Source organism: Pseudoalteromonas sp. Scap06 (assembly GCF_013394165.1).
Taxonomy (GTDB): domain Bacteria; phylum Pseudomonadota; class Gammaproteobacteria; order Enterobacterales; family Alteromonadaceae; genus Pseudoalteromonas.
This window is the reverse complement of record NZ_CP041330.1, coordinates 1,497,340-1,518,755: the sequence shown is the minus strand read 5'-3', so window position 1 is coordinate 1,518,755 and position 21,416 is coordinate 1,497,340. Positions and strand designations below refer to the sequence as shown.

13 protein-coding genes are annotated in these 21,416 nt (G+C 39.9%); 4 read left to right on the top strand and 9 right to left on the bottom strand.

Going from position 1 to position 21,416, the window contains the following annotated elements:
- Positions 1–74: 74 nt before the first annotated feature.
- Together FLM47_RS06925 and FLM47_RS06920 are read right to left on the bottom strand one after the other, a co-directional pair.
- Positions 75–1,568, bottom strand: coding sequence for a tryptophan halogenase family protein (locus tag FLM47_RS06925; RefSeq protein WP_178955943.1), 1,494 nt, complete (start codon positions 1,566–1,568; stop codon positions 75–77).
- 100 nt (positions 1,569–1,668) lie between these two features.
- A complete protein-coding gene (locus FLM47_RS06920) occupies positions 1,669–4,464 on the bottom strand; it encodes a TonB-dependent receptor (RefSeq protein ID WP_138604861.1) in 2,796 nt (931 codons plus the stop codon).
- 658 nt (positions 4,465–5,122) lie between these two features.
- On the opposite strand from FLM47_RS06920, the gene FLM47_RS06915 reads away from it, so the two are divergent.
- On the top strand, positions 5,123–6,763 hold the full coding sequence (locus FLM47_RS06915; RefSeq protein ID WP_178955941.1) for an alpha-glucosidase family protein: 1,641 nt from the start codon (positions 5,123–5,125) through the stop codon (positions 6,761–6,763).
- Between the two features lie 59 nt (positions 6,764–6,822).
- On the opposite strand, the gene FLM47_RS06910 is transcribed toward FLM47_RS06915, so the two are convergent.
- On the bottom strand, positions 6,823–7,377 hold the full coding sequence (locus tag FLM47_RS06910; protein ID WP_138604863.1) for a TIGR00645 family protein: 555 nt from the start codon (positions 7,375–7,377) through the stop codon (positions 6,823–6,825).
- A 243-nt stretch (positions 7,378–7,620) separates the two neighbouring features.
- On the opposite strand from FLM47_RS06910, the gene FLM47_RS06905 reads away from it, so the two are divergent.
- The gene (locus tag FLM47_RS06905; protein ID WP_178955939.1) at positions 7,621–7,863 is read left to right on the top strand and encodes a hypothetical protein; all 243 of its coding nucleotides are present in this window, start codon (positions 7,621–7,623) and stop codon (positions 7,861–7,863) included.
- Between the two features lie 164 nt (positions 7,864–8,027).
- On the opposite strand, the gene topA is transcribed toward FLM47_RS06905, so the two are convergent.
- Both topA and FLM47_RS06895 read right to left on the bottom strand, forming a co-directional pair.
- The gene (gene topA / locus FLM47_RS06900) at positions 8,028–10,736 is read right to left on the bottom strand and encodes a type I DNA topoisomerase (RefSeq protein WP_013464804.1); all 2,709 of its coding nucleotides are present in this window, start codon (positions 10,734–10,736) and stop codon (positions 8,028–8,030) included.
- Between the two features lie 253 nt (positions 10,737–10,989).
- Positions 10,990–13,689, bottom strand: coding sequence for an Ig-like domain-containing protein (locus FLM47_RS06895; protein WP_178955937.1), 2,700 nt, complete (start codon positions 13,687–13,689; stop codon positions 10,990–10,992).
- A gap of 186 nt (positions 13,690–13,875) precedes the next feature.
- On the opposite strand from FLM47_RS06895, the gene FLM47_RS06890 reads away from it, so the two are divergent.
- The gene (locus tag FLM47_RS06890; RefSeq protein WP_178955935.1) at positions 13,876–15,207 is read left to right on the top strand and encodes a dicarboxylate/amino acid:cation symporter; all 1,332 of its coding nucleotides are present in this window, start codon (positions 13,876–13,878) and stop codon (positions 15,205–15,207) included.
- 84 nt (positions 15,208–15,291) lie between these two features.
- Here FLM47_RS06890 and sohB read toward each other — a convergent pair whose 3' ends face one another.
- Complete coding sequence (gene sohB / locus FLM47_RS06885; RefSeq protein WP_138604868.1) at positions 15,292–16,308, bottom strand: protease SohB; 1,017 nt, start codon at positions 16,306–16,308, stop codon at positions 15,292–15,294.
- 100 nt (positions 16,309–16,408) lie between these two features.
- Entirely contained in the window at positions 16,409–18,844 is a 2,436-nt protein-coding gene (locus FLM47_RS06880; RefSeq protein WP_178955933.1) for a VolA/Pla-1 family phospholipase, read from the bottom strand.
- Between the two features lie 207 nt (positions 18,845–19,051).
- Between FLM47_RS06880 and FLM47_RS06875 the strand changes: the two genes are divergently transcribed.
- On the top strand, positions 19,052–19,798 hold the full coding sequence (locus FLM47_RS06875) for a YciK family oxidoreductase (RefSeq protein WP_178955931.1): 747 nt from the start codon (positions 19,052–19,054) through the stop codon (positions 19,796–19,798).
- A 65-nt stretch (positions 19,799–19,863) separates the two neighbouring features.
- Here the strand turns inward: FLM47_RS06875 and rluB are convergent, their stop codons facing one another.
- The gene (rluB, locus tag FLM47_RS06870; protein WP_008110001.1) at positions 19,864–20,733 is read right to left on the bottom strand and encodes a 23S rRNA pseudouridine(2605) synthase RluB; all 870 of its coding nucleotides are present in this window, start codon (positions 20,731–20,733) and stop codon (positions 19,864–19,866) included.
- The gene (gene scpB, locus FLM47_RS06865) at positions 20,730–21,320 is read right to left on the bottom strand and encodes an SMC-Scp complex subunit ScpB (protein WP_138604871.1); all 591 of its coding nucleotides are present in this window, start codon (positions 21,318–21,320) and stop codon (positions 20,730–20,732) included. Before scpB ends, rluB begins: the two co-directional genes overlap by 4 nt.
- Positions 21,321–21,416: the final 96 nt, after the last annotated feature.

Genomic DNA, 21,416 nt, shown 5'->3' with positions numbered 1-21,416 from the left:
ACAGTTGCTGCATACGTATTCACAGCCATATTCAGTGACAATTAACCCGCAATTAAAGCACCACGTCACGCCACTTAGTTTGTTTTTAACTTAGCCAAAAACTCTTTATGAGTAGGTAGTTTATCTACCGTTGAATTTATTAGGGTTTTTAACGTTGCGAATAAATCCGTTAGTTGTTCACTGCTTAATGAATCAACAATACTGTTATAGTCATCTGGTATTAGGCCTTGACCTATAAATACTTGCTGCCAAGCTACTTCTGCAAATAACTCGTCGTTTTCGCGCACGACTTTGCCCGTTTGTTTAAATAAATCCATTTTATGCGCTAACGATTGAGGAATTTCCATTTGCTTACATTGACGCCAAAATGGGGGGTCTTCTCGCTCAGTTAATTTATAGTGCAAAATAATGAAGTCACGAATATGCTCGATTTCACTGATGCTTTGCTTATTAAATTCAGTTACTAACGCATCACTAACCCCATTATGAGGAAACAACTTAATTAAACGTGTGACCGCACTTTGTATTAAGTGAATACTAGTAGACTCTAAGGGCTCTAAAAATCCACTAGAGAGCCCTACTGCGACTACATTTTTATGCCACTGCTTTAAACGTCGACCTGTTTTAAATTTAATTAAACGCGGGCTTGTTGTTGGCTCACCCGGTAAGTTATTTAATAAAAGTGCGGTTGCTGACTCATCCGATAAATAGCGGCTGCAATACACTAAGCCATTACCTGTTCGGTTTTGTAGCGGAATTTGCCACTGCCAGCCTGCGTCATGTGCTATTGATCGCGTATAGGGCTTTAATTCGTTGCTGCCTGTTGATTGCACTGCAACAGCCCTATCGCAAGGTAAATAATGCGACCAATCAACAAACCCCGTATTGAGAGTTTGCTCAATTAAAAGTGCGCGCTGGCCAGTGCAATCTATAAATAAATCCCCTTGGATTTGGCTATTATCGTCAAGTGTTAAGTTGGAGATATTACCTGTGTCTGGGCATTGCTCAACACGTTCTATTTTTGCATCAATGTGTTTAACGCCGCGTGATAATGCAAGATTTTTTAAATATTCAGCATACAAAGTGGCGTCAAAGTGAAACGCATAACTAAGCCCTGGTAATTGAGTATTAGGAATAGTATTTAGTAGCGTAAATTTGTGCTGTTTAGCGGCTTGATAGTTAAGAGAAAAATCCCATAAAGAGTCCTCGCTGCCATTAATGTGCCCTTTTACCCAGAAATTATAAAAGTCACAAAAGGGAAAATCTTTACCAAACGAGCCAAATGCATGCATGTAGCTATGCCCTGGTGTTTTCCAATTTTCGAACTCTATACCCAGTTTGATAGACGCATTGGTGGCATTTATAAAATCTTGCTCATTAATACCGAGCGCATTATTAAGCCCAATAATAGGAGGAATAGTGGCCTCTCCCACACCTATAGTGCCAATGCTACTTGATTCAATAAGGGTAATATTAATTACTTTACCTAACACTTTATTAAGTAGTGCTGCGGTTATCCAACCAGCTGTTCCACCGCCGGCAATGACGACATGTTTTATTGGCTTCATATTATTGCTCATGTTCATAAAGGTTGATAAAACTTAGGTAAAGTAGCTATAAAAAAGCCCTTGTAAAACTAATTACAAGGGCTTCTTAATACAAAACTTATTATAGCTTGTAGCTTACACCGAGTAAGTAAGTACGGCCATAATCTTGGTAGTCACGCACTTGCAGCGCATTATCGCCCTGCAATGATGTAAACGCTTCTTCGGTAATGTTTTGAATTTGGAACGTCATTGATAAGTTCTCAAAACCTGCAATACCAGAATCAGCAAAGTCATAGCCTACTTGCGCATCCCAAATAGTCTCGCCAAGTATATCAACTTGTTGTGTTGCAAAACCTGAACCGTAGATATCACCTTTAAAGTCACTACGTTTACGCATACTGGTACGTGCTTGGAAACCATTGCGTTCGAAGTATACAGTTAGGCTATCAATTTTATCTGACAAACCTGGTAGTTCGTAATCGTTTCCGTTTTGATCTTGCAAGTCTTGCTCAACGCTAGTGTGGCTCGCAATTAAACCAAAACCTTCTAACGACTCATGTAATACACTGAACGGGAATGATAATGAAAGCTCATAGCCCCATAAACTTCCGTCGCCACCATTCACTTTACTTGAACGAGTAGCTGTATTTCTGTCTGCTGGAGGCAACTCGCCGGTTGCAGGGTCTTCTTTACCTGTTACATCAACATCGTAACGCTCATCAAAAATCCATTGGTCAATGTCTTTATAAAATAACGCTGCTGAAAAGTAACCTTCTGCATCAAAGTAGTTTTCGTATGTTAAATCAAAGCCTGTTGCTTCTTTTGGTTCAAGCTCTGCATTACCACCAGAAATAGACCAGTAGTTACCATTTTCGTCTGGCTTTTCGCTGTTATAGCTTGTCTCAATCGATGCATGCATTTCATCAAGGCGAGCACGAGAAATTGTTTTAGCCGCGCCAAAACGAATTGTTTGCTCTTGGTCAATTGCAAAAGATAAGTTTAAGCTTGGTAATACATTTGAATAGTCGTGGCTAATATCAGTAGGTGATGCAACCACTAAACCATTAATATTTGATGCCTCAAAGCCTTGTGATGACTGCTCAGTGCGTACATAACGTATACCTACATTACCTGTTACCGGTATGCCACCAATTTCAGCGTTAATGTCTGCTTGAATAAATGCAGCGGTAACTTCTTCTTGAACTGTCCACGAACGGGTTAAGTGTTTTTGATCCGTTAAGCTTTCTTGCAGTAGATCGTAATAACCATCATTTACTAGGCCGTTAGTGTCATAAGCAATCATGTCACCCATGCCAATAAAGTCTAAACTTGCCGAACCTAAACGGTATTGCTCTGGTACTGATACCATGCCTGGATTATCTAAAGAGAAATCTTTTAAAGTCATGAAGTAGCCTTCAGACTGTTTTACTTTCTCACGGTCGCGGTAAGATAAACCAAAATTAATACGGCTAAAGTATTCGTTCTCAAGTACTTTACTGGCCGCTAACTTAAGCGTTGAAAGCTCATCGCTAATCTCTGGTGCATTAATAAAGCCATCTTGTGCGGTATTTTGATAAGCCGTGTCATTTAAGCCGTACTTGTTATTTAACGCAGCACTGCCACCCCAAGATAACGGGCCACCTAACTGAATTAAGTCGTAGTCGCTGTAATCAAGCTCATGAGTAAACTGTGCACCCGTATTTCCACCATCAAATGCATACCCTATGTTATCAGCAATACCGTTTGCATCGCCACGGCCAGTACCTGAATAACTTTCAATACTCCAAATAGTACGATCTACTTTTGAGCGGCTTGCATCAAACTCAACTGACCAATCATCGTTAATATCGTATTTTGCATTAAAACCAAATTGTGTGAGCTCTGCTTTTCGCTCTTCGTAGTCATTTCGTACAACAACGCGTTGCCCTTCAGTGACTGCACTGGTAATAAAGCCAGACTGTTCATCTACAGTAACACTATTTGGGTCGATGCTACCTTGACCCCAGGCGAAAGGTACTTCGATACCACGTAAGATTTTTTCATCATTAAAATCTACATATAGCGCATCAAACGTCATGTTTAAACGATCATTTGGTGCAGCTTCCACTACTAGCATCGCTGAATCACGTTCAAGTGTTGATGAGCGTACGAAAGGTTTAGCGCCGCCTAAAATTGAATAGTTTTGGCCATCATTCCCTGTAAACTCAGGGTAACCCCAAGAATTCCAACGTTTTTCTTGGTTTGGAGAACTCATTGTGTTGTAAGCAAATGCTACACCTATAGTGTCATCTGCAAACTGGTCTATGTATGAAACGGTGCCACGAAAGCCTTTGTCATCGCCATCCGGGTTTAATTTATCAAAGCTAGTTTGCTCATACTGACCATTAAACATGATCACTTGTTCACCTTTACTTAAAGGCTTTACCGTTTGCATGTCGATAACACCGGCAATGCCTTCAGCTTCAATGCTAGCACTTGGCGTTTTATAAACAGTAACACCGCTCATTATTTCTGATGGGTAAAGGTCAAACTCAACACCACGGTTGTCACCAATAGATACCTGCTCACGGCCATTAAATGTTGTTGCGCTTTCGTTTTCGCTAAAACCACGAACACTTACACGGCTAGCACGACCATCAAGACGCTGGGCTGTTAAACCTGGTAAACGTGCGATTGACTCTGCAATAGATGAGTCTGGAAGTTTACCAATGTCTTCTGCAGAAATTGACTCAACAACCTGTGTTGAAAAACGCTTAGTATTAATTGATTCAACAACACTACCGCGAAAACCTTTTACTTCGATGATTTCTACATCATCATTTTTTATTGTTTCTTCTTGTGCCGCGGTGGTGGCAAAGCTTGATAGTCCGGCAGCAGTTAATGCTAGCGTTAATATACTTGGTTTGAACATAGCCATAATGTTTTCCCGTTACCCATAATGTGATACCCGCTTACTTGTTTAAGTGATAGTTAAACATGCGAGCTTATTTTGTTGTCAGGATGAATATTAACGCTCGTATTATTTTATTAACAACTTTATGCATACGTATTCAAAATAGCATTACACAGCCAAAGTTAACATTAAATTTACAAACAAACATGTAAGCAACTGTTTTACAATGGATTATTTTGGTGCAATTATACTTTATGAGCTTGACGTTAACCTGTATTTATTTTTTTATGAAATAAGCCATTCATAAAACGACAATAAAGTGAAACAAAGTGATTTTATTTTTTAATTTATTATTAAACACACTATCTATTCAAATTAAATTGGTAAGACCAATACTAAAAAACACCAACTCAGTGCACACCTTTGTTTTTACGCACCTACATGGCGCAAACAATAAATTAACAACTCAATATTAGAATTGGTAAAGTAAAATAAGAATAATCCACGGCCCAAAACGCTTGCCTTAATGATTTGTACATCTTGTTTTAATGCCTTGAAATAGGTGCATACGTATGCAGGATTTTTACAGCATGACAGGCTTCAAGTATGCTTTTTAAAATAAACGAGGATTATTACCTCTAAAAAAGAACAACACAAAGACAGTGTGAAAACGGAGAAAAGCATGGCCCAAAAGCAATGGTATAAAGGTGCGGTTATTTATCAGGTTTATCCGCGTAGCTTTCAAGATAGCAACAACGATGGCATTGGTGATTTAAAAGGAATAATAAATCGTATTGATTACATTAAAAGCTTAGGGGTAGATGCTATTTGGATCTCACCTTTCTTTAAATCGCCTATGAAAGATTTTGGTTATGATATTAGTGACTACCGTGATATTGACCCGCTTTTTGGTAATTTAGCTGATTTTGATGAGTTAATTGCACAAGCACATCAACGCGACATTAAAATTATTATTGACCAAGTGCTAAGCCACACCTCAGATCAACATCAATGGTTTATTGATAGCCGTGAAGACTTATCTAACGATAAAGCCGACTGGTATGTATGGGCCGATGCTAAAGAAGATGGCACAGCACCTAATAATTGGTTGTCTATTTTTGGTGGTGGTGCATGGCAATGGGAGCCGCGTCGTGGACAATACTACTTGCATAACTTTTTTACTGAACAGCCTGATCTTAACTTTCATAACCCCGATGTTCGCCAAGCCGTTCTAGATAATGTTGAATTCTGGCTTAAAAAGGGCGTGGATGGCTTTAGGTTAGACGCAATTAACTTTTGCTACCATGACGCTTTGCTTCGTGATAACCCAGCTAAACCAAAAGAAAAACGTCAAGGCCGTGGCTTTAGCGAAGATAATCCGTATGCATTTCAGTACCATTACTACAATAATACCCAGCCTGAAAACATAGAGTTTATGCGTGATATTCGAACTTTACTCAACAAGTACCCTGGTACCGTATCACTGGGTGAAATTTCATCTGAAGATTCATTAGCCACAATGGCAGAATACACCCAAGGTGGCGATAAACTGCACATGGGTTACAGCTTTGAGCTATTAACGGATGATTACTCGAGCGAGTATATAAGAAACACCGTTACTACACTTGAGCAATGCATGACTGAAGGCTGGCCTTGCTGGGCATTTAGCAACCATGACGTAGAACGTGTTGCTAGCCGTTGGAGTGAAACGGGAGAGGTACACCCAGCGCAATGTAAAATGTTGACCGCCCTACTCGCTTCACTTCGTGGCAGCGTGTGTATGTATCAAGGTGAAGAACTCGGACTCGGTGAAGCCAGCGTTGCGTTTGAAGATTTACAAGACCCGTACGGCATAACTTTTTGGCCAAACTTTAAAGGTCGTGATGGCTGTCGTACCCCAATGCCTTGGGAGAACCTAGATAACTCACAAAGCAATGCACACAATGCAGGATTTAGTGAGGTAAAACCGTGGTTACCTGTTGATCAACAACACAGGCTACAAGCAGTTGCTGAACAAGAGAATGATGTAAACTCAATATTAAACGCGTACCGTGAATTTATGGCCTGGCGTAAAAACCAGCCAGTATTACTTGAAGGTGATATTGAGTTTATACAAACCGCCGAGCCAATTTTGGCGTTTTACCGCACATTAAACGAAGAAAAGATGTTGTGTGTATTCAATTTAAGCGGGGCAAAAGCAGAGCTTGTTATTGATGTTAGTGTTGAAAAAGAACATAACACGCTTTCTCATTACAACGCGCAGCTTAATAATAAAACACTGACCGTTGAGCCATTTGGTAGTTATTACGCCAACTGCAATTAGTATTTACATTATTACAAATAAAAAACCCGAGCATTGCTCGGGTTTTTTATAGCAAATTTTTAGTGGTTAATTGTTTTACTATTTAAATAATCAGTAAAAGCAAATAGTACACCTGATACCACAAACGTAACGTGTATTAGCACTTTCCAGAGTAGTTCATCATTAGAATGAGAGGCAGAGCTTATAAATACCTTAAGCAGCTCAACAGCTGAAATAGCCACGATTGCACTGATCAGCTTCATTTTCAAACCAGAAAACCCGACCTTGCCCATCCATACTGGGCGGTCTTCATGATTTTCGATATTAAGCTTAGAGACAAAGTTTTCGTAGCCGCTAAAAATAATAATCAACAGCAACCCTGCTAACAAAGCAGTATCAACTAACGTTAATATACCAACCAACAACTCTTGATTACTAGCAGTAAACGTCGCTATCCCCATCAAATATAGCTGTTTAAAAAACTTTATAAGTAATAAAACCACAGCAAATAATAAGCCGACAAAAAATGGGGCAAGTAACCAGCGTCCTTTAAATATAAACGACTCAAGCGCATGCTCTACTTTATGAACAGGATGTATTTTTTTATTTGTATTATTTGTGTGAGGCTCTGACATAGGGGCACCTAAAAATTAAAACGCGACATTAGCTCAAATCTAGCTGTAACACAATCACTTAAAATAAAAGATAGGTACACAATATGCTTATCCTGACGATAAAAATATTTCGTTTTCCTTTGTGATAATTGTGATTAAAAATCAACTTACCAACAGAGATGTTCTGGCTTGGTTACACTTGTTTTATGCATGCATTATTTGAATGCATAATTCGATTGTTACTCCATTTTTAGGAATAAGAAAATGAATAAAGCATTACTCGCGTTAATCGTTGCACCATTTTTCGTTTTATCAGCTGCAAATGCAGTTACAAGCGATACTACAGACGCTTCAGCCGAAACGATTCAAGAGTTCACAGAAATGTGTATTAGCTGGGCTAAAGAAGACGACGTAAGCGATGAAGCAATTTATAACTATGTTTTAAAGTGTGTGAATGATGAACTAACATCTGAAGGCTATAACAAAGTCACTGCTGTTAAGATTTAATGAATAATTGAGCAGTTCAAACCTAAATTGGTTACATTTTAACTCTGTAAAATAAAAAGTCAGATTAAAAATGCCATTGCGATAGGTTTGATAATGCAAAAAAAACCGGAACTGTCACAGGCTGTGCGTTCCGGGTTTTTATTATTAAAGCGATGAATAATTAATTATTCATCATCTTTTTTTGGTTTGGCTTTAGCTTTACTTTTAGCTGGCGCTTTTTTAGCTGCAGCTTTCTTTTTAGGCGCAGCTTTTTTCTTAGCCTCTTCTACCCATTTACCACCCTCGTAATGGGCCGTCCAACCAGTTGCTTTACCATCAACTTCAGTCATCACATATTGGACTTTGTTTTTACGACTGTAACGCACAACAGCAAGGTTGCCATCAGGATCTTTGGCTGGTGCATCAGCTAGGTAGTAAAACTTAGGCGAAATACGATCTCTAAAGCGTTGTAACTCTTCTACTTTAGGAGCACGTGTTTCTCGTGATTTAGGGAACGTATTTGCAGCTAAGAAAATACCAGCCGCGCCATCACGTAATACAAAATACGCTTCAGACTTTTCACATTCTAATTCAGGGATATGAACTGGATCTTCTTTTGGTGGCGCAGCTTCACCATTTTTTAACAACTTACGTGTATTTTTACATTCATCGTTGTTACAACCAAAATACTTACCAAATCGGCCTGATTTTAATTCCATATCAGCGCCACATTTATCACATTCGATAATAGGGCCGTCGTAGCCTTTAATTTTAAAGGTACCCTCTTCAACAACATGCCCCTGACATGCTGGGTTATTACCACACACATGCAATTTACGGGTTTCATCGATAAGGTATGAATCCATCGCTGTTTCACAAATAGGACAGCGCTTCATTTGCATTAATGTTTCTGTTTCAACGTCTTCAACATCAGCTGCAACCGCTTCATCACCCGACACTAAATTCATAGTGGTAGTACAGCGCTCTTTAGGTGGCAGGTTATAACCTGTACAGCCTAAGAATACGCCCGTTGAAGCAGTACGAATGCCCATTTTTCTGCCACAGGTTGGACAGTCAATATCGGTTTCTACCATTTGATTAAGACGCATCCCGCCTTCATCTGGTTCGCCTTTAGCAATGTTTAACTGGGTTGAGAAATCAGCATAAAACTTATCGAGAACTTGCGTCCAAACACGCTCGCCTTCGGCGATATCATCTAAACGACCTTCCATTTTAGCGGTAAAGTCAAAGTTCATTAAATCTGTAAAGTTTTCAACTAGGCGATCGGTAACAATTTCACCCATTTTTTCAGCAAAAAAGCGACGATTTTCAACTCGTACATAACCACGGTCTTGTATTGTCGAAATAATAGACGCGTAAGTTGAAGGACGGCCAATGCCACGTTTTTCAAGTTCTTTAACTAAGCTCGCTTCACTAAAACGTGCTGGCGGCTTGGTAAAATGCTGCTTAGGATCAAGCTCAACTAAGGTGAGAACTTCACCTTGCTTAACAGCAGGAAGTGATTGATCTTCTTCGTTCTTTTTACGCACTGCTGGCTGTACTTTTGTCCAACCATCAAAGCGAAGCACACGGCCTTTTGCCTTTAATGTGAAATCATTGGCGGCAACGGTTAATGTGGTTAAGTCGTATTCAGCAGGCACCATTTGACAAGCCACGAACTGACGCCAGATAAGCTCATAAAGCTTTTTAGCATCGGCATCAACACCTTCAACATGCCCTGAAAGTACCGATACGCTAGAAGGACGAATCGCTTCGTGCGCCTCTTGCGCATTGCCTTTTGAGCTATAGTTAATTGGATCAGCAGGTAAATATTTTGCACCAAACTCATTGGTCACATACTCACGACACATCTCAACCGCATCTTTTGATAGATTAGTTGAATCGGTACGCATATAGGTAATATAACCACCTTCATATAGGCGCTGCGCAAGCATCATGGTCTTTTTAACGCCATAACCGAGTCGAGTACTGGCGGCTTGTTGCATGGTTGAAGTAATAAATGGCGCACTTGGGCGACTCTTACTTGGTTTTTCTTCAACGCTTACAACTTTATATTCGGCATTCTCAAGGCTTTTAACTGCTGCTGTAGCTTGTGCCTCATTTACAGGCTTAAATGGCTTGTCTGCTTGTTTAGTGACTTCTAAACGTAAGTCTGACTCGCTATTTTTAACGTCTGCATGAATATCCCAGAACTCTTCAGGAATAAACGCTTTAATTTCACGTTCGCGTTCTACCAATAAACGCACTGCAACAGATTGAACTCGTCCTGCAGATAAACCTCGTGCAACTTTGGCCCACAATAATGGCGAGACCATAAAACCAACCACACGGTCTAGGAAACGACGAGTCTGCTGTGCAAAAACCATATCGGTGTTCAATTCACCCGGAGTTTCAAACGCTTGTTGTATTGCATTTTTAGTGATTTCGTTAAACACGACGCGTTTATACTTTTCAGGTTCGCCACCAATGATTTCTTGAAGATGCCAAGCAATTGCTTCCCCTTCTCTATCCAAATCCGTTGCGAGATAGATTTGATCAGCATTTTGGGCAAGCTTTTGTAATTCTTGAACAACCTTTTCTTTACCCGGTAATACTTCGTAATGTGGCTCCCACCCTTTTTCGGGATCAATGCCCATACGCGCGACTAAGTTAGAATAGTCACGTTGCTGTTTATACGCTGCTTTCTCATCAGGTGGCATTTTACGAACCTCAGCAGGTGTCTTGCTTGCTGGTACTTTGTTTTTGCCTGATCCTGATGTAGGTAAATCTCGTACGTGCCCAATACTGGACTTAACGATAAAATCATTACCTAAGTATTTATTAATTGTTTTAGCCTTAGCAGGTGACTCTACAATTACTAGCGATTTGCCCATAGTTGCCTATTTCTAACCTAGTTTTTTAAATGTGTTTAGCCGACTCATGCGGCGCGAATATTTATAGGTATATCTACAAACACTAGTTCTTACAAGCTTTTAATACAAACTTTTCAGTATTTACTGAATAAACAAACAATTTCTGTTGTTAATTTAAACAAACCAGCGTTTTTTGAATAATTGATGTGGAATATATAGAATAGAAACAAAAATGCCAACCTTATTGGTTGGCATTTTTTATGCTTTACATATTTTAAACCTTAGGTTCGTCTAAAATCGACATCACGGTATATTGTGTTTTCACACCACCAGGCGTTTCAAACTCAATGTATAAAAACCCAGAATCAACATCATTTGGCTCAGCCTCTTTAGTAATATTAACTGAGACAGAGATTGGCGTTTTTTGTGCAGTATTAACCACGGTGTAATCTGTTAACCCTCTTAATACACCATTGTCGGCAGTAACGCTCACTGTAGTACCCGCAGGTAGTGGATTATTATGAATGTCACTGAAGAAAATAGTCACTGAAATCGCGCTGTAAGGTGTTGAATTGCTAATATCAATAAGGTTTATGTCGCACATACCTGCCATATCAGAAGCTTCTAAGCGAATACCATCGCTTAAACTACAGTTATTTAAAGCCGTTACAGCTCTAATGTAAGGTGTACTACCTGACATAACTAACTCTGAACGAGCGCGCACATTAACTGTTTCACGGGTACATGCATTTGCAGCTAGGGCTTCATCACTACATAGTAAGCCATTGTATATACCATCACCACTGTCATACTGGCCATTATCTTGTGCACCTGAGCGTTCCACATACCACTCATCTTCACCACCATTAGAATCCACAGGATTTGTTGGGGCTGGTAAATTCCCATCAAACACCCCATTTTCATTAAAATCTATAAAGGCTTCAGGTAAATCTTGTAAAGTTGAGTCAAACTCGTTTTGATTAAATTCACCGTTGGCAGATACATCATTAAATGACTCTTCACCCACAGAATAAGCAAGTAAGCTAACACGCCCACCAAGTGGATAATCAATTGGCGCGTTATTAGGCGCATCAGTTAGCGCAATTGGATCGCCATTGCTATCTAAATAATTAATTAAGTTACCATTTGCGTCGAGTTGTGATTCTCTGATACCTAAAGTACAAGGTGCAGATTGTCCAAAATAACGGTCGCATTTATCTGCAACAGAATTATTGTAAATGCTGTAATGGTATGGAATTGGGTTTTGACTACGCCACTGCGCTTTACACAAACCGTCTATGGTGCGACAAAGTAATAAAGGTGTAAATTGTTCATCATCAATAGTGCCAACTGCACCACCTTCACTGGCAATATAAATTGCCGTGTTATCTGGTACAAAATTATTAAAATGATCGGCTGCAAATACGGTTAAGTCTGTAGTCACCCCAGCTTCGTTTAATGACTCGGTATTAAAGGTTTGCACTGCAAGCGTGAAACTATCCTGATCTGGAACACCAGTCGTAATAGTAATGTCATTAGAGACAATAGAGATCACACTATTTTGTGAGGTATCGCTACTGTCAATCTGATGTGAGGCAATCACAGATAAAATACCAGCAGCTTTTCCTGAGCGAACGTTTACAGTCACTAAACCTTCATTGTTAGTAAATTGAAATGCGCTATCTAATAGAGCACCACCTGGGTTTTGTGAAAGTGCAAAATCAATTTGCTTTTGACCCACTGGATTTCCATTTACATCTAAGAGCTTAAAGGTGAGCTCTGAATTTTCAGTCAAGGTTTGACCGCCCGCTCCTTTAATAGCTAATACTTGATTAGTCACCCCCATAAACGCAATTGAACCTGTTTGAGCCGCAGCTACATTGATGTTTATGGTTTTTGTTGCAACATTACCACCTGTAACTACGGTCGCGGTAATCGTATCTATACCATTACAGCCATCAGCTTTGTATGTTGCACTTGCCGTACCACCGATACTCGTTACCACATTATCGATAGTGGCTCTGGGGGTAGATTCTTCTGCGCAAGCAGAAGTAAATTGCACTTCCAGCGGGGTAGTAAATACATTATTACTACCGTCTACAATCTGAGCCGTAATAATCGTGGTAGAGCCGGCAGATAGTACATCACCGGTAGCAATACCTGCGCTTAGATTTACATTTACTTGAACAGCGTTAATTTCAAATAAAGCACTCGCAACTCCGCCCTGTGCGGTTAATTCAACTTGGCCAACACCTGAGCTACTGCCTGGCAATAAATTCAAAATAGCCACACCAAACGCATCAGTTTTAGCCGTTAAGCTTTCAGGTAATAAAATGCCTAGCGTGGTTGTCGCTTGAACTAACACATTGCTGGCTGGCGTATTACTACCAGGTTTTGTGATTTTTGCATAAACAATCGCTTGCTGACCCAGTAAATTACTATTTTGCGAACAATCTGATGGATCAAGTTCAAAAGAATCTCTATCTATATTTAACCAACTATCAGGACAGTTTTGTAAGATTTTAATGTCAATATTTGCAGCATCGTCGTTAGATTGCGGCTCGTCACCGGCGGTATAAAAACCGAGCTTGCTTGTTGAGCCTTCGTAGCTTGCAACAATGGTTCCTGCTCCTTCAACACTGCCTGCACTGAGCTCTATAGTTGCAACACCACTTGTATTTGTTAATGCGCTTGCTGTAGCAGGTATGAAAGAACCAAGTGTTGTAGTAAAACTAACTTCTTGACGAACAACGGGTTGTCCATCACTGTCAGTTACAGTCGCAACGACCTCAAGCGGATTGTTAGCGGTAACGATACGATCTTCAAAATTAAGTTCAACTTGGGTATCTAGTACGGCATTGTCGCCTCCAGTATCCCCACCAACGGTTCCTGTCTTCTCAAGTGAGCCACCACCGCCACAAGCGATGAGTAATGAGCTGAGCAATATAATGCTAAGCAAACGGGTTAAAGGCATATGTTTCTCCAATGCGCTATTACTAAGTTAAACTTATTTACTTAATGTTAACCTATAACTTAGTCTAAAATCTCAGTTTTTTACTTCTTTTTGCGATAAAAATTTTTAAAAAAGTTGACGTTTTTTCTGTAAAAAAAATTACATGCTGTTAGTCTATGCCAAATTTATAAAAAATAGATTGGAAATATGTCTAAAATCCGTTCGATGAGTTTAACTACTCGCATCATGATTGGTATGGTTCTTGGTGTTGCAGTAGGCTTTATATTTCAGGCTATATTAGCTGGTGAAGACGATTACCTAATCCCTCTTGGGTTATTCTCTTTGCCAATTAAAGCCTTTTTTGTTGATGGCCTTTTCCATGTAGGTGGACAAATATTTATAGCTAGCTTAAAAATGCTAGTTGTTCCCCTCGTCTTTGTGTCGCTTGTGTGCGGTACTTGTAGTTTAAGCGATCCTAAAAAATTAGGTCGTTTAGGTGGAAAATCGATTAGTCTATATTTGGTTACCACAGCGATCGCAATCACAGTAGCAATTTCACTGGCGTTACTATTTAACCCAGGTGAAGGGATTGGGCTACCTTCGCAAGCAAGCTACGACGCAAAAGAAGCGCCTACTTTAGCTCGCGTTATTATTGATATGTTCCCAACCAATCCATTTGAAGCAATGGCCAAAGGAAATATGCTACAAGTTATTGTGTTTGCTTTATTATTTGGTATTGCAATGGCACTTAGCGGTAAAGCAGGCAAACGTGTAGCAACAGTATTTGAAGACTTGAACACCGTTATCTTAAAACTAGTTACTTTATTAATGAATATTGCTCCTTACGGCGTATTTTTCTTAATGGCTAAGTTATTTACTACCATCGAACTTAACTTAATTGTGAGCTTAGCTAAGTACTTTGGCGTGGTTGTTTTAGCCCTGTTATTACATGCATTCGTAAACTACACTCTTCTGCTAAAAATACTTACAGGCCTAAACCCGCTTACTTTCTTAGCTAAAATGAAACACACCTGTTTATTTGCTTTTAGTACCTCAAGTTCCAGCGCAACTATGCCTATCACCCTTGAGACTGCAACGAAGAAGCTAGGGGCTAATAACTCTGTCGCTTCATTTACTATACCTTTAGGCGCAACCATTAATATGGATGGCACTGCAATTATGCAAGGTGTGGCTACGGTATTTATTGCTCAAGTATTTAGTGTTGATTTAACTATTTCTGATTACTTAATGGTAATACTAACAGCAACGCTTGCCTCGGTTGGCACAGCGGGTGTTCCTGGCGTTGGTTTAATTATGCTGGCCATGGTACTTAACCAAGTAGGCCTACCGGTTGAAGGAATCGCAATTATAATAGGTGTTGATAGACTACTTGATATGACCCGAACCGCAGTAAATGTAACAGGCGACTGTATGGTAACCTGTGTTGTGGCTAAAAGTGAGGGTGAACTAGATGAAAGTATTTTCAACGACCCTAATGCAGCTAAAGATTTAGAAGACTATCACAAATCAATTGATTAACAGCTTCTATCTTAAGTTATAAAAAAAGCCTTGCTACTTCATTAAGTAACAAGGCTTTTTTATTATGTATAAGCTATGAAATTATTAAGGGTTTAACGCCTTAAATTTTGACATTAAACTCACTCCTGCCTTATTCACACCATGGCTGAGCCCTATTGCAAGCTTATCACTTAGCCCTTTTTTAATTTTATATTGCACCTTGTATATTTGATGCTGATGCTGCTGCTCTAGTAAGGCATCATCACTGGTTTTAATGGTATCAACTAAGCCTTTTTCAATCGCTTGGGTTGCAAACCAATGTTCACCCGTTGCCACTAAGTCCATATTCAAACTGGGACGCTGTGTGCTCACAAAGGTTTTAAATAACACATGGGTTTGCTCTATCTCTTCGCGAAATTTTTCACGGGCTTTATCGGTATTTTCACCAAAAAGTGTTAGCGTACGTTTAAATTCGCCCGCCGTAATTTGTTCAAAATCAACATCATTTTTCTTCAAGATTTTATTAAAGTTTGGAATTTGTGCAATCACACCAATAGAGCCAACAATTGCAAACGGCGCGGCAATAATATGATCTGCCACACAGGCCATCATGTAGCCACCACTAGCAGCAACTTTGTCTATTGATACGGTTAACTCAATACCAGCTGACTTAAAACGTTGTAGTTGTGATGCAGCTAACCCGTAGCCATGTACCACGCCACCACCACTTTCAAGACGAACTAGCACTTTATCTTTTTTAGGGTCCGCGATTGAAATAATCGCAGTCACTTCTTCGCGCAAACTTTCTACTTCATGCGCATCCATACTACCATTAAAATCAATAACGTAGAGTCGTGATTTAGGCTCATCTTTTTCAGCTTTTTTTTGCTCTAGTTTTTGTTGCTTTTGATAGGCTTTTAACTCTTTTTTACCTAGCGTATTATTTAAAAAACTTTCTTTTATATTGGTAAGTTGCTCCGATAAATCATCAATTTCAATCTCACCTTTTTTTGCTTTTGGCTTAACAGCCGAGCTTACAATTAAGGTTAAAATGACAGCGATAGCAATAACAAAGGTAATGGTTTTAGCAAAAAACAAACCGTACTCGTATAAAAATTCCAACTGTATTCTCCGTTTATAAATTTCAGTCAATTTAGCATGCTTTAAAGCAAAAAAAAGCCACTTAACAGTGGCTTTTTAGACTTAATTGAGTGGTTGGCTACTAATTAGTCACAATATCAGTATCTGATACAGATAATAAACGTCCACGTGATACTAGGTAAGTTGCAATTTGCAATTGCATTTCTGCATTTGCTGCTGCGCTACCCGCTACTGTAGTCGACTGTCTTTCATCTTGCGCCGGTGTTAACACAGAGCCATGATGACCTGTGTTAAATTTAACTAAATAGCTAGAGCCCATCTCTGTTGGCGCTTGAGTTGTACTCACCGTTTCTAACCCCATAAAGTTAGCTAGAGGAACAGTACCTGCAATTGGATTGCTGGCAGTCATCGGCGGAATAACTTGGTCTGGCTTGTTATTCTCTGTGCCATCACCTACCACAACATTCATGTAAACAGGTGTTTCTAGTGCTTTAACCGTTGCAGCATAGTTAGTAGGATCGCCACTATCTAATGCTGTTTGTGCTGCAAATACAAACTGCGTCATTACGCCCTTTATATTAGCTAGTTTATCAGTTTCACCCGCCATAGTTAGCGATGCTGCAAACTCATTAAAGCCACAGCTCAAGAAGTCCTGCATGTCTGGTAACAAAGCACCACAGTTTGATAAAGCATCAGCGTTTAAGAATGCATTAAACTCATCAGCTTCAGCAGTTCCTGCTTGAGAAAGCACAGAACCTTGAATAAATGGTCCAAATGCTGCTGATTCTAACAAGAAGCTAGCAATACCACCGCCGCCGCTTGCTAATGCTACAGCGTTAACCTTAAATAATGGATCTACTTGTTCGGCTAATGGGCTATTCGTTTGTGCAATAAATGCAGGTGCTACAATTGAGCCTAGTGAATGGCCAATGTAAGATACATCAGTAGAATTTAGTGAACTGTCACCACTGAAATTTAAGCCTAAACGTAGACCAAGTAAGTCAGCACTTGACTGGCGTAAACTATCTCTGGCGACCAGTAAAGAGCTCAAGTTCATGTAGCTAAGTACAGAGCCTGTTGTTGCGTTAAAATCATCGTTACCGTCTACATCAACATCTACACCACGCTCACCATGACGAGGATGATCAATTGCAACTGTGGCAAAACCCTGTAATGAAAGCTGCGCTGTTAGTGTCAACATGCTTTCTTTTTGCGTGGTAATACCATGTTGCATAATAACTACAGGCCAACCACCTGCTGGCATAGCAGTAAATGGCTCTAAACCTAAACCTGAACGGTATGCATTAACAACCGGTAAAATTGGCTTGGTAATTTGTACTGGCACATTCGCCATGCTTTGCATTTTAGGAAGTGAGTTATATTTAGTTAAGTGTTTAGTGCTATCAAGCCCTAAATCACGAAGCTGTCCATCACTCAAAGCAGCACACATCGCATCGTTAGTGCTAATGGGATCGGTTGGGAACGCTTCACCAGCTTGCGCTTTGTAACCTAAAATAGCAACGGCACTGTCACACATACCTTGCCAGTAAGTATCATTTAGATCACTGATCTCTTTACCCGTAGGTGTACCTAAATACATAGGTAGCTGGATGCTGCCTTTTTGATATTGTGCAACTTGGAATATATCGGGCACGGTAACACCCTGCAATGCAAAAGCTTGTTGTACGTTAGCCATTGGCTGAGTTGGAATTTGCAACGCAGGAGTTGGAATTGTTGGCTCTGTTAGGCTTGCTGCTAAAACCTTTTTAATCGTGCCAAGCACTGGTCCTGCTGATTGCATTGTCATGGCAGCAGAAAAAATAATATCGTCTTTGGTAATATCACCAGAGCTAACCACTACGTTTTCGTAGCTATTAACAGCCCCTTGCAGCGCAAGTTGTGATGGCGTTACTAAAGGCGCTTCTTGTTTAACAGTGGCATAAGTTGAAGATGGTTCAATCGAGCGACCTTCTGAATCTTTCAGTCCAGTCGTTAACACATTAATGTATGAACTACCGGCTTTAAAAGGCTTAAGTGGGACAATAGCTACTGCGTCACCAGAAGCTTGGGTTACAAAGTCCACGCCAAAGGTCAATTCGCCTACTAATTTACATGCTGCACCGGCTGGTGCTTGCGAACATTCGGCATCAGTTAGGCTTGCACCCATGATAACTTCAAAAATACGTACAGAGCCTGGTGAAGCTGCAGACGTTTCATCAAGGCTAATGCCCGGTGGAAAGGTTAGATCAATTTTGAATGGCACTTGAGTAGACCAGCCATCAAGTGCTCCTATTGCTAGTTGCGGATCTGCATAGGCAGTTCTAGGGATAGAAACATTTTCGCTATTTAACTCCCCTGGAATATTTATAGTACCATCGAGGGTGCCACTCATTAATAAATCATTAGGAACCGAAATAACACCATTTGCAGGGTCAAATTTTACCGTCGCTTTAGGAATAACTGTAACTGAATTTTTTTTAACATCTTCTAACGTTTCTCCGCCGCCACAGCCTGCTAATGCAGCTGCAACTGAGAGCGAGAGTAGCATTTTTTTCATAGTGTTCTCCGCACAAATCTTATTTTTATAGTGTGTTTATAGTCAGTGTAATTAAGTTAATTTAATGTAGCTAGTATATTAATGAGACATTAGACCAGTTAAATCTAACTTAAAGTTTCTGGTTTCGCCACCTAAATTTGCAATAAATTCGATTACTTGTCGATTTGCTATGTTAAAATCAATAAAAATTTAAACATTGGTACTTTTATGCATACCTATCAAGCAACTGAAAACGCACTTAAAGACAAAATAATTTTGATCACAGGCGCAGGTGATGGGATTGGCCGTGTCGCAGCTATTACCTATGCAAAACATGGTGCAACCGTTATTTTATTAGGAAAAACAACTAATAAATTAGAATGTGTGTATGACGAAATCATTAATGCTGGCTACCCGCAGCCCGCTATTGTGCCTATGGATATAAAAGGTGCAACTAAACAAAACTATCGTGATTTAGCTGCAACTATCGAGAGCCAATTTGGCCGCTTAGATGGACTATTAAATAACGCAGGTATTTTAGGTACTTTAGGGCCGTTAGAACATTTTTGTTCATCAACATTTGAAAATGTGATGAAAGTAAACGTCACCGCACAAGCGATGATCACTAAAGCGCTATTCCCTGTAATGCGAAAGTCAAAGAGTGCATCTGTAGTATTTACTTCTTCGGGTGTGGGTCGCAAAGGAAGAGAGTTTTGGGGACCATATGCAATTTCTAAATTTGCAGTAGAAGGTATGATGCAGACATGGGCGTGTGAAGTTGAAAAAACGCCAATCCGTGTAAACTGTATCAACCCAGGTGCAACCCGTACGTCAATGCGTGCAAGCGCATTCCCGGGCGAAGATCGAGATTTACTCGCGACACCTGAAGATCTAATGCCAACTTATCTGTACTTAATGAGCGATGACTCAAAAGATATCAATGGCCAATCGTTAGACGCACAAGTTAAAAAATAATATTTAGTTTTAAACGTAAAAAAGCCGCTATAAAAAGCGGCTTTATTGTTTTTTTAGTAGCGTAATTACTTACGTTTAGTCGGTTTTACACGTTGATTGTGCTTTTTAACCGCCTTACGAATTTGATTTATTTTAGCGCGCTTATCTTTACGTTTTTCAGGGATAACCGACAGCTTAGTTTGCGTTTCTTTACCAAGTTTAACTGTTTTACGTAAGTAGTTAACTGTGTCTAAATCGTACTCAATCCAACCACCTTGTGGTACACGCTTATCAAGCTCTAATTTACCGTAGCGTATACGAATTAGGCGTGATACTTCCACATCTTGTGATTGCCATAGACGACGAACTTCGCGATTACGACCTTCATTAAGTGTTACGTTGTACCAGCGGTTAATTCCTTCACCGCCCATAGGCTTTATGCCGGTAAATTTAGCCGGACCATCTTCAAGCTCTACACCGCGAAGTAAGTTTTTCATCGTTTCGTCAGTCACTTCACCAAATACACGAGCGGAGTATTCGCGCTCAACTTCGTAACTCGGGTGCATTAAGCGATTCGCTAATTCACCGTCATTGGTAAAAAGCATTAGCCCTGACGTATTCACATCTAATCGCCCTACCGCTATCCAGCGGTCACCATCAATACGGGGTAAACGATCAAATACAGTTCTACGCCCTTCAGGATCTTTACGGGTGCTTAGTTCACCTTCAGGCTTGTTATACATAATCACACGACAAATTCTGTCAGCTTTTTCTTCAATTTTAACAGTGTGACCGTCCACACGAATTAAATCGGTTTCTTCAACCCTGTCACCTAATTTCGCCACTTTACCATTTACACTCACGCGGTTAGCGTCGATGTATTTTTCCATTTCACGGCGTGAACCTACCCCTGCACGGGCTAGGACTTTTTGTAACTTTTCACCTTGTATACTCATTTGGATGGTTCTCTCACAGAAGGATCACTTAATAACTGGGTAATTTTACTTTGCTGTTGCTCTGGCAATGCGGGTAAATCATGAAGTCCCGTTATCGAAAAATAATCTAAAAATTGTTTAGTCGTTGCATAAAGTGCCGGTTTACCGGGTACTTCTTTATGCCCAACTACTTTAACCCACTCTCTTTCAAGCAGAGTTTTAATAATATTTGAGCCAGTTGCTACACCCCGTACTTGCTCAATTTCACCACGGGTAATGGGTTGCTTATAGGCAATTAGCGACAGGGTTTCGAGTAAAGCTCTCGAGTACTTAGGCGCACGTTCTTGCCATAAATTACTCAACCATGGGCTTAAACTACTGCACGCTTGAAAACGATAGCCACTCCCTACCTCAACTAAACGTATTCCACGCGTCTGATAGTGAATTTGAATGGCCTCTACAGCATCATTAATGCGCGCCATAGAAATTGCTAAGTCGTTTAAAACCGTGTCCTTAAGATGACGTTTTGATACGGGCTTGTCTGCCACGAAAATCGCCGCTTCAATGATTTCAATTAATTGTTCATCACTAATTCGCCGACCAACCATAATCACTCTAAAGTTAATAAAAACACACAGCCATCTATTATGACAGAACAACGGCAAACTAGGAAAACATATTAATAAAATAACATTTAATAGGTA

What these genes read in the sequence shown, in the direction of transcription:
- FLM47_RS06880 (WP_178955933.1), bottom strand. Translation starts at nt 18,844, where the DNA reads ATGAAAAAAATGCTACTCTCGCTCTCAGTTGCAGCTGCATTAGCAGGC.
- FLM47_RS06895 (WP_178955937.1), bottom strand. Translation starts at nt 13,689, where the DNA reads ATGCCTTTAACCCGTTTGCTTAGCATTATATTGCTCAGCTCATTACTC.
- FLM47_RS06920 (WP_138604861.1), bottom strand. Translation starts at nt 4,464, where the DNA reads ATGGCTATGTTCAAACCAAGTATATTAACGCTAGCATTAACTGCTGCC.
- topA (WP_013464804.1), bottom strand. Translation starts at nt 10,736, where the DNA reads ATGGGCAAATCGCTAGTAATTGTAGAGTCACCTGCTAAGGCTAAAACA.
- scpB (WP_138604871.1), bottom strand. Translation starts at nt 21,320, where the DNA reads ATGGTTGGTCGGCGAATTAGTGATGAACAATTAATTGAAATCATTGAA.
- FLM47_RS06890 (WP_178955935.1), top strand. Translation starts at nt 13,876, where the DNA reads ATGTCTAAAATCCGTTCGATGAGTTTAACTACTCGCATCATGATTGGT.
- FLM47_RS06925 (WP_178955943.1), bottom strand. Translation starts at nt 1,568, where the DNA reads ATGAAGCCAATAAAACATGTCGTCATTGCCGGCGGTGGAACAGCTGGT.
- FLM47_RS06875 (WP_178955931.1), top strand. Translation starts at nt 19,052, where the DNA reads ATGCATACCTATCAAGCAACTGAAAACGCACTTAAAGACAAAATAATT.
- FLM47_RS06905 (WP_178955939.1), top strand. Translation starts at nt 7,621, where the DNA reads ATGAATAAAGCATTACTCGCGTTAATCGTTGCACCATTTTTCGTTTTA.
- FLM47_RS06915 (WP_178955941.1), top strand. Translation starts at nt 5,123, where the DNA reads ATGGCCCAAAAGCAATGGTATAAAGGTGCGGTTATTTATCAGGTTTAT.
- rluB (WP_008110001.1), bottom strand. Translation starts at nt 20,733, where the DNA reads ATGAGTATACAAGGTGAAAAGTTACAAAAAGTCCTAGCCCGTGCAGGG.
- FLM47_RS06910 (WP_138604863.1), bottom strand. Translation starts at nt 7,377, where the DNA reads ATGTCAGAGCCTCACACAAATAATACAAATAAAAAAATACATCCTGTT.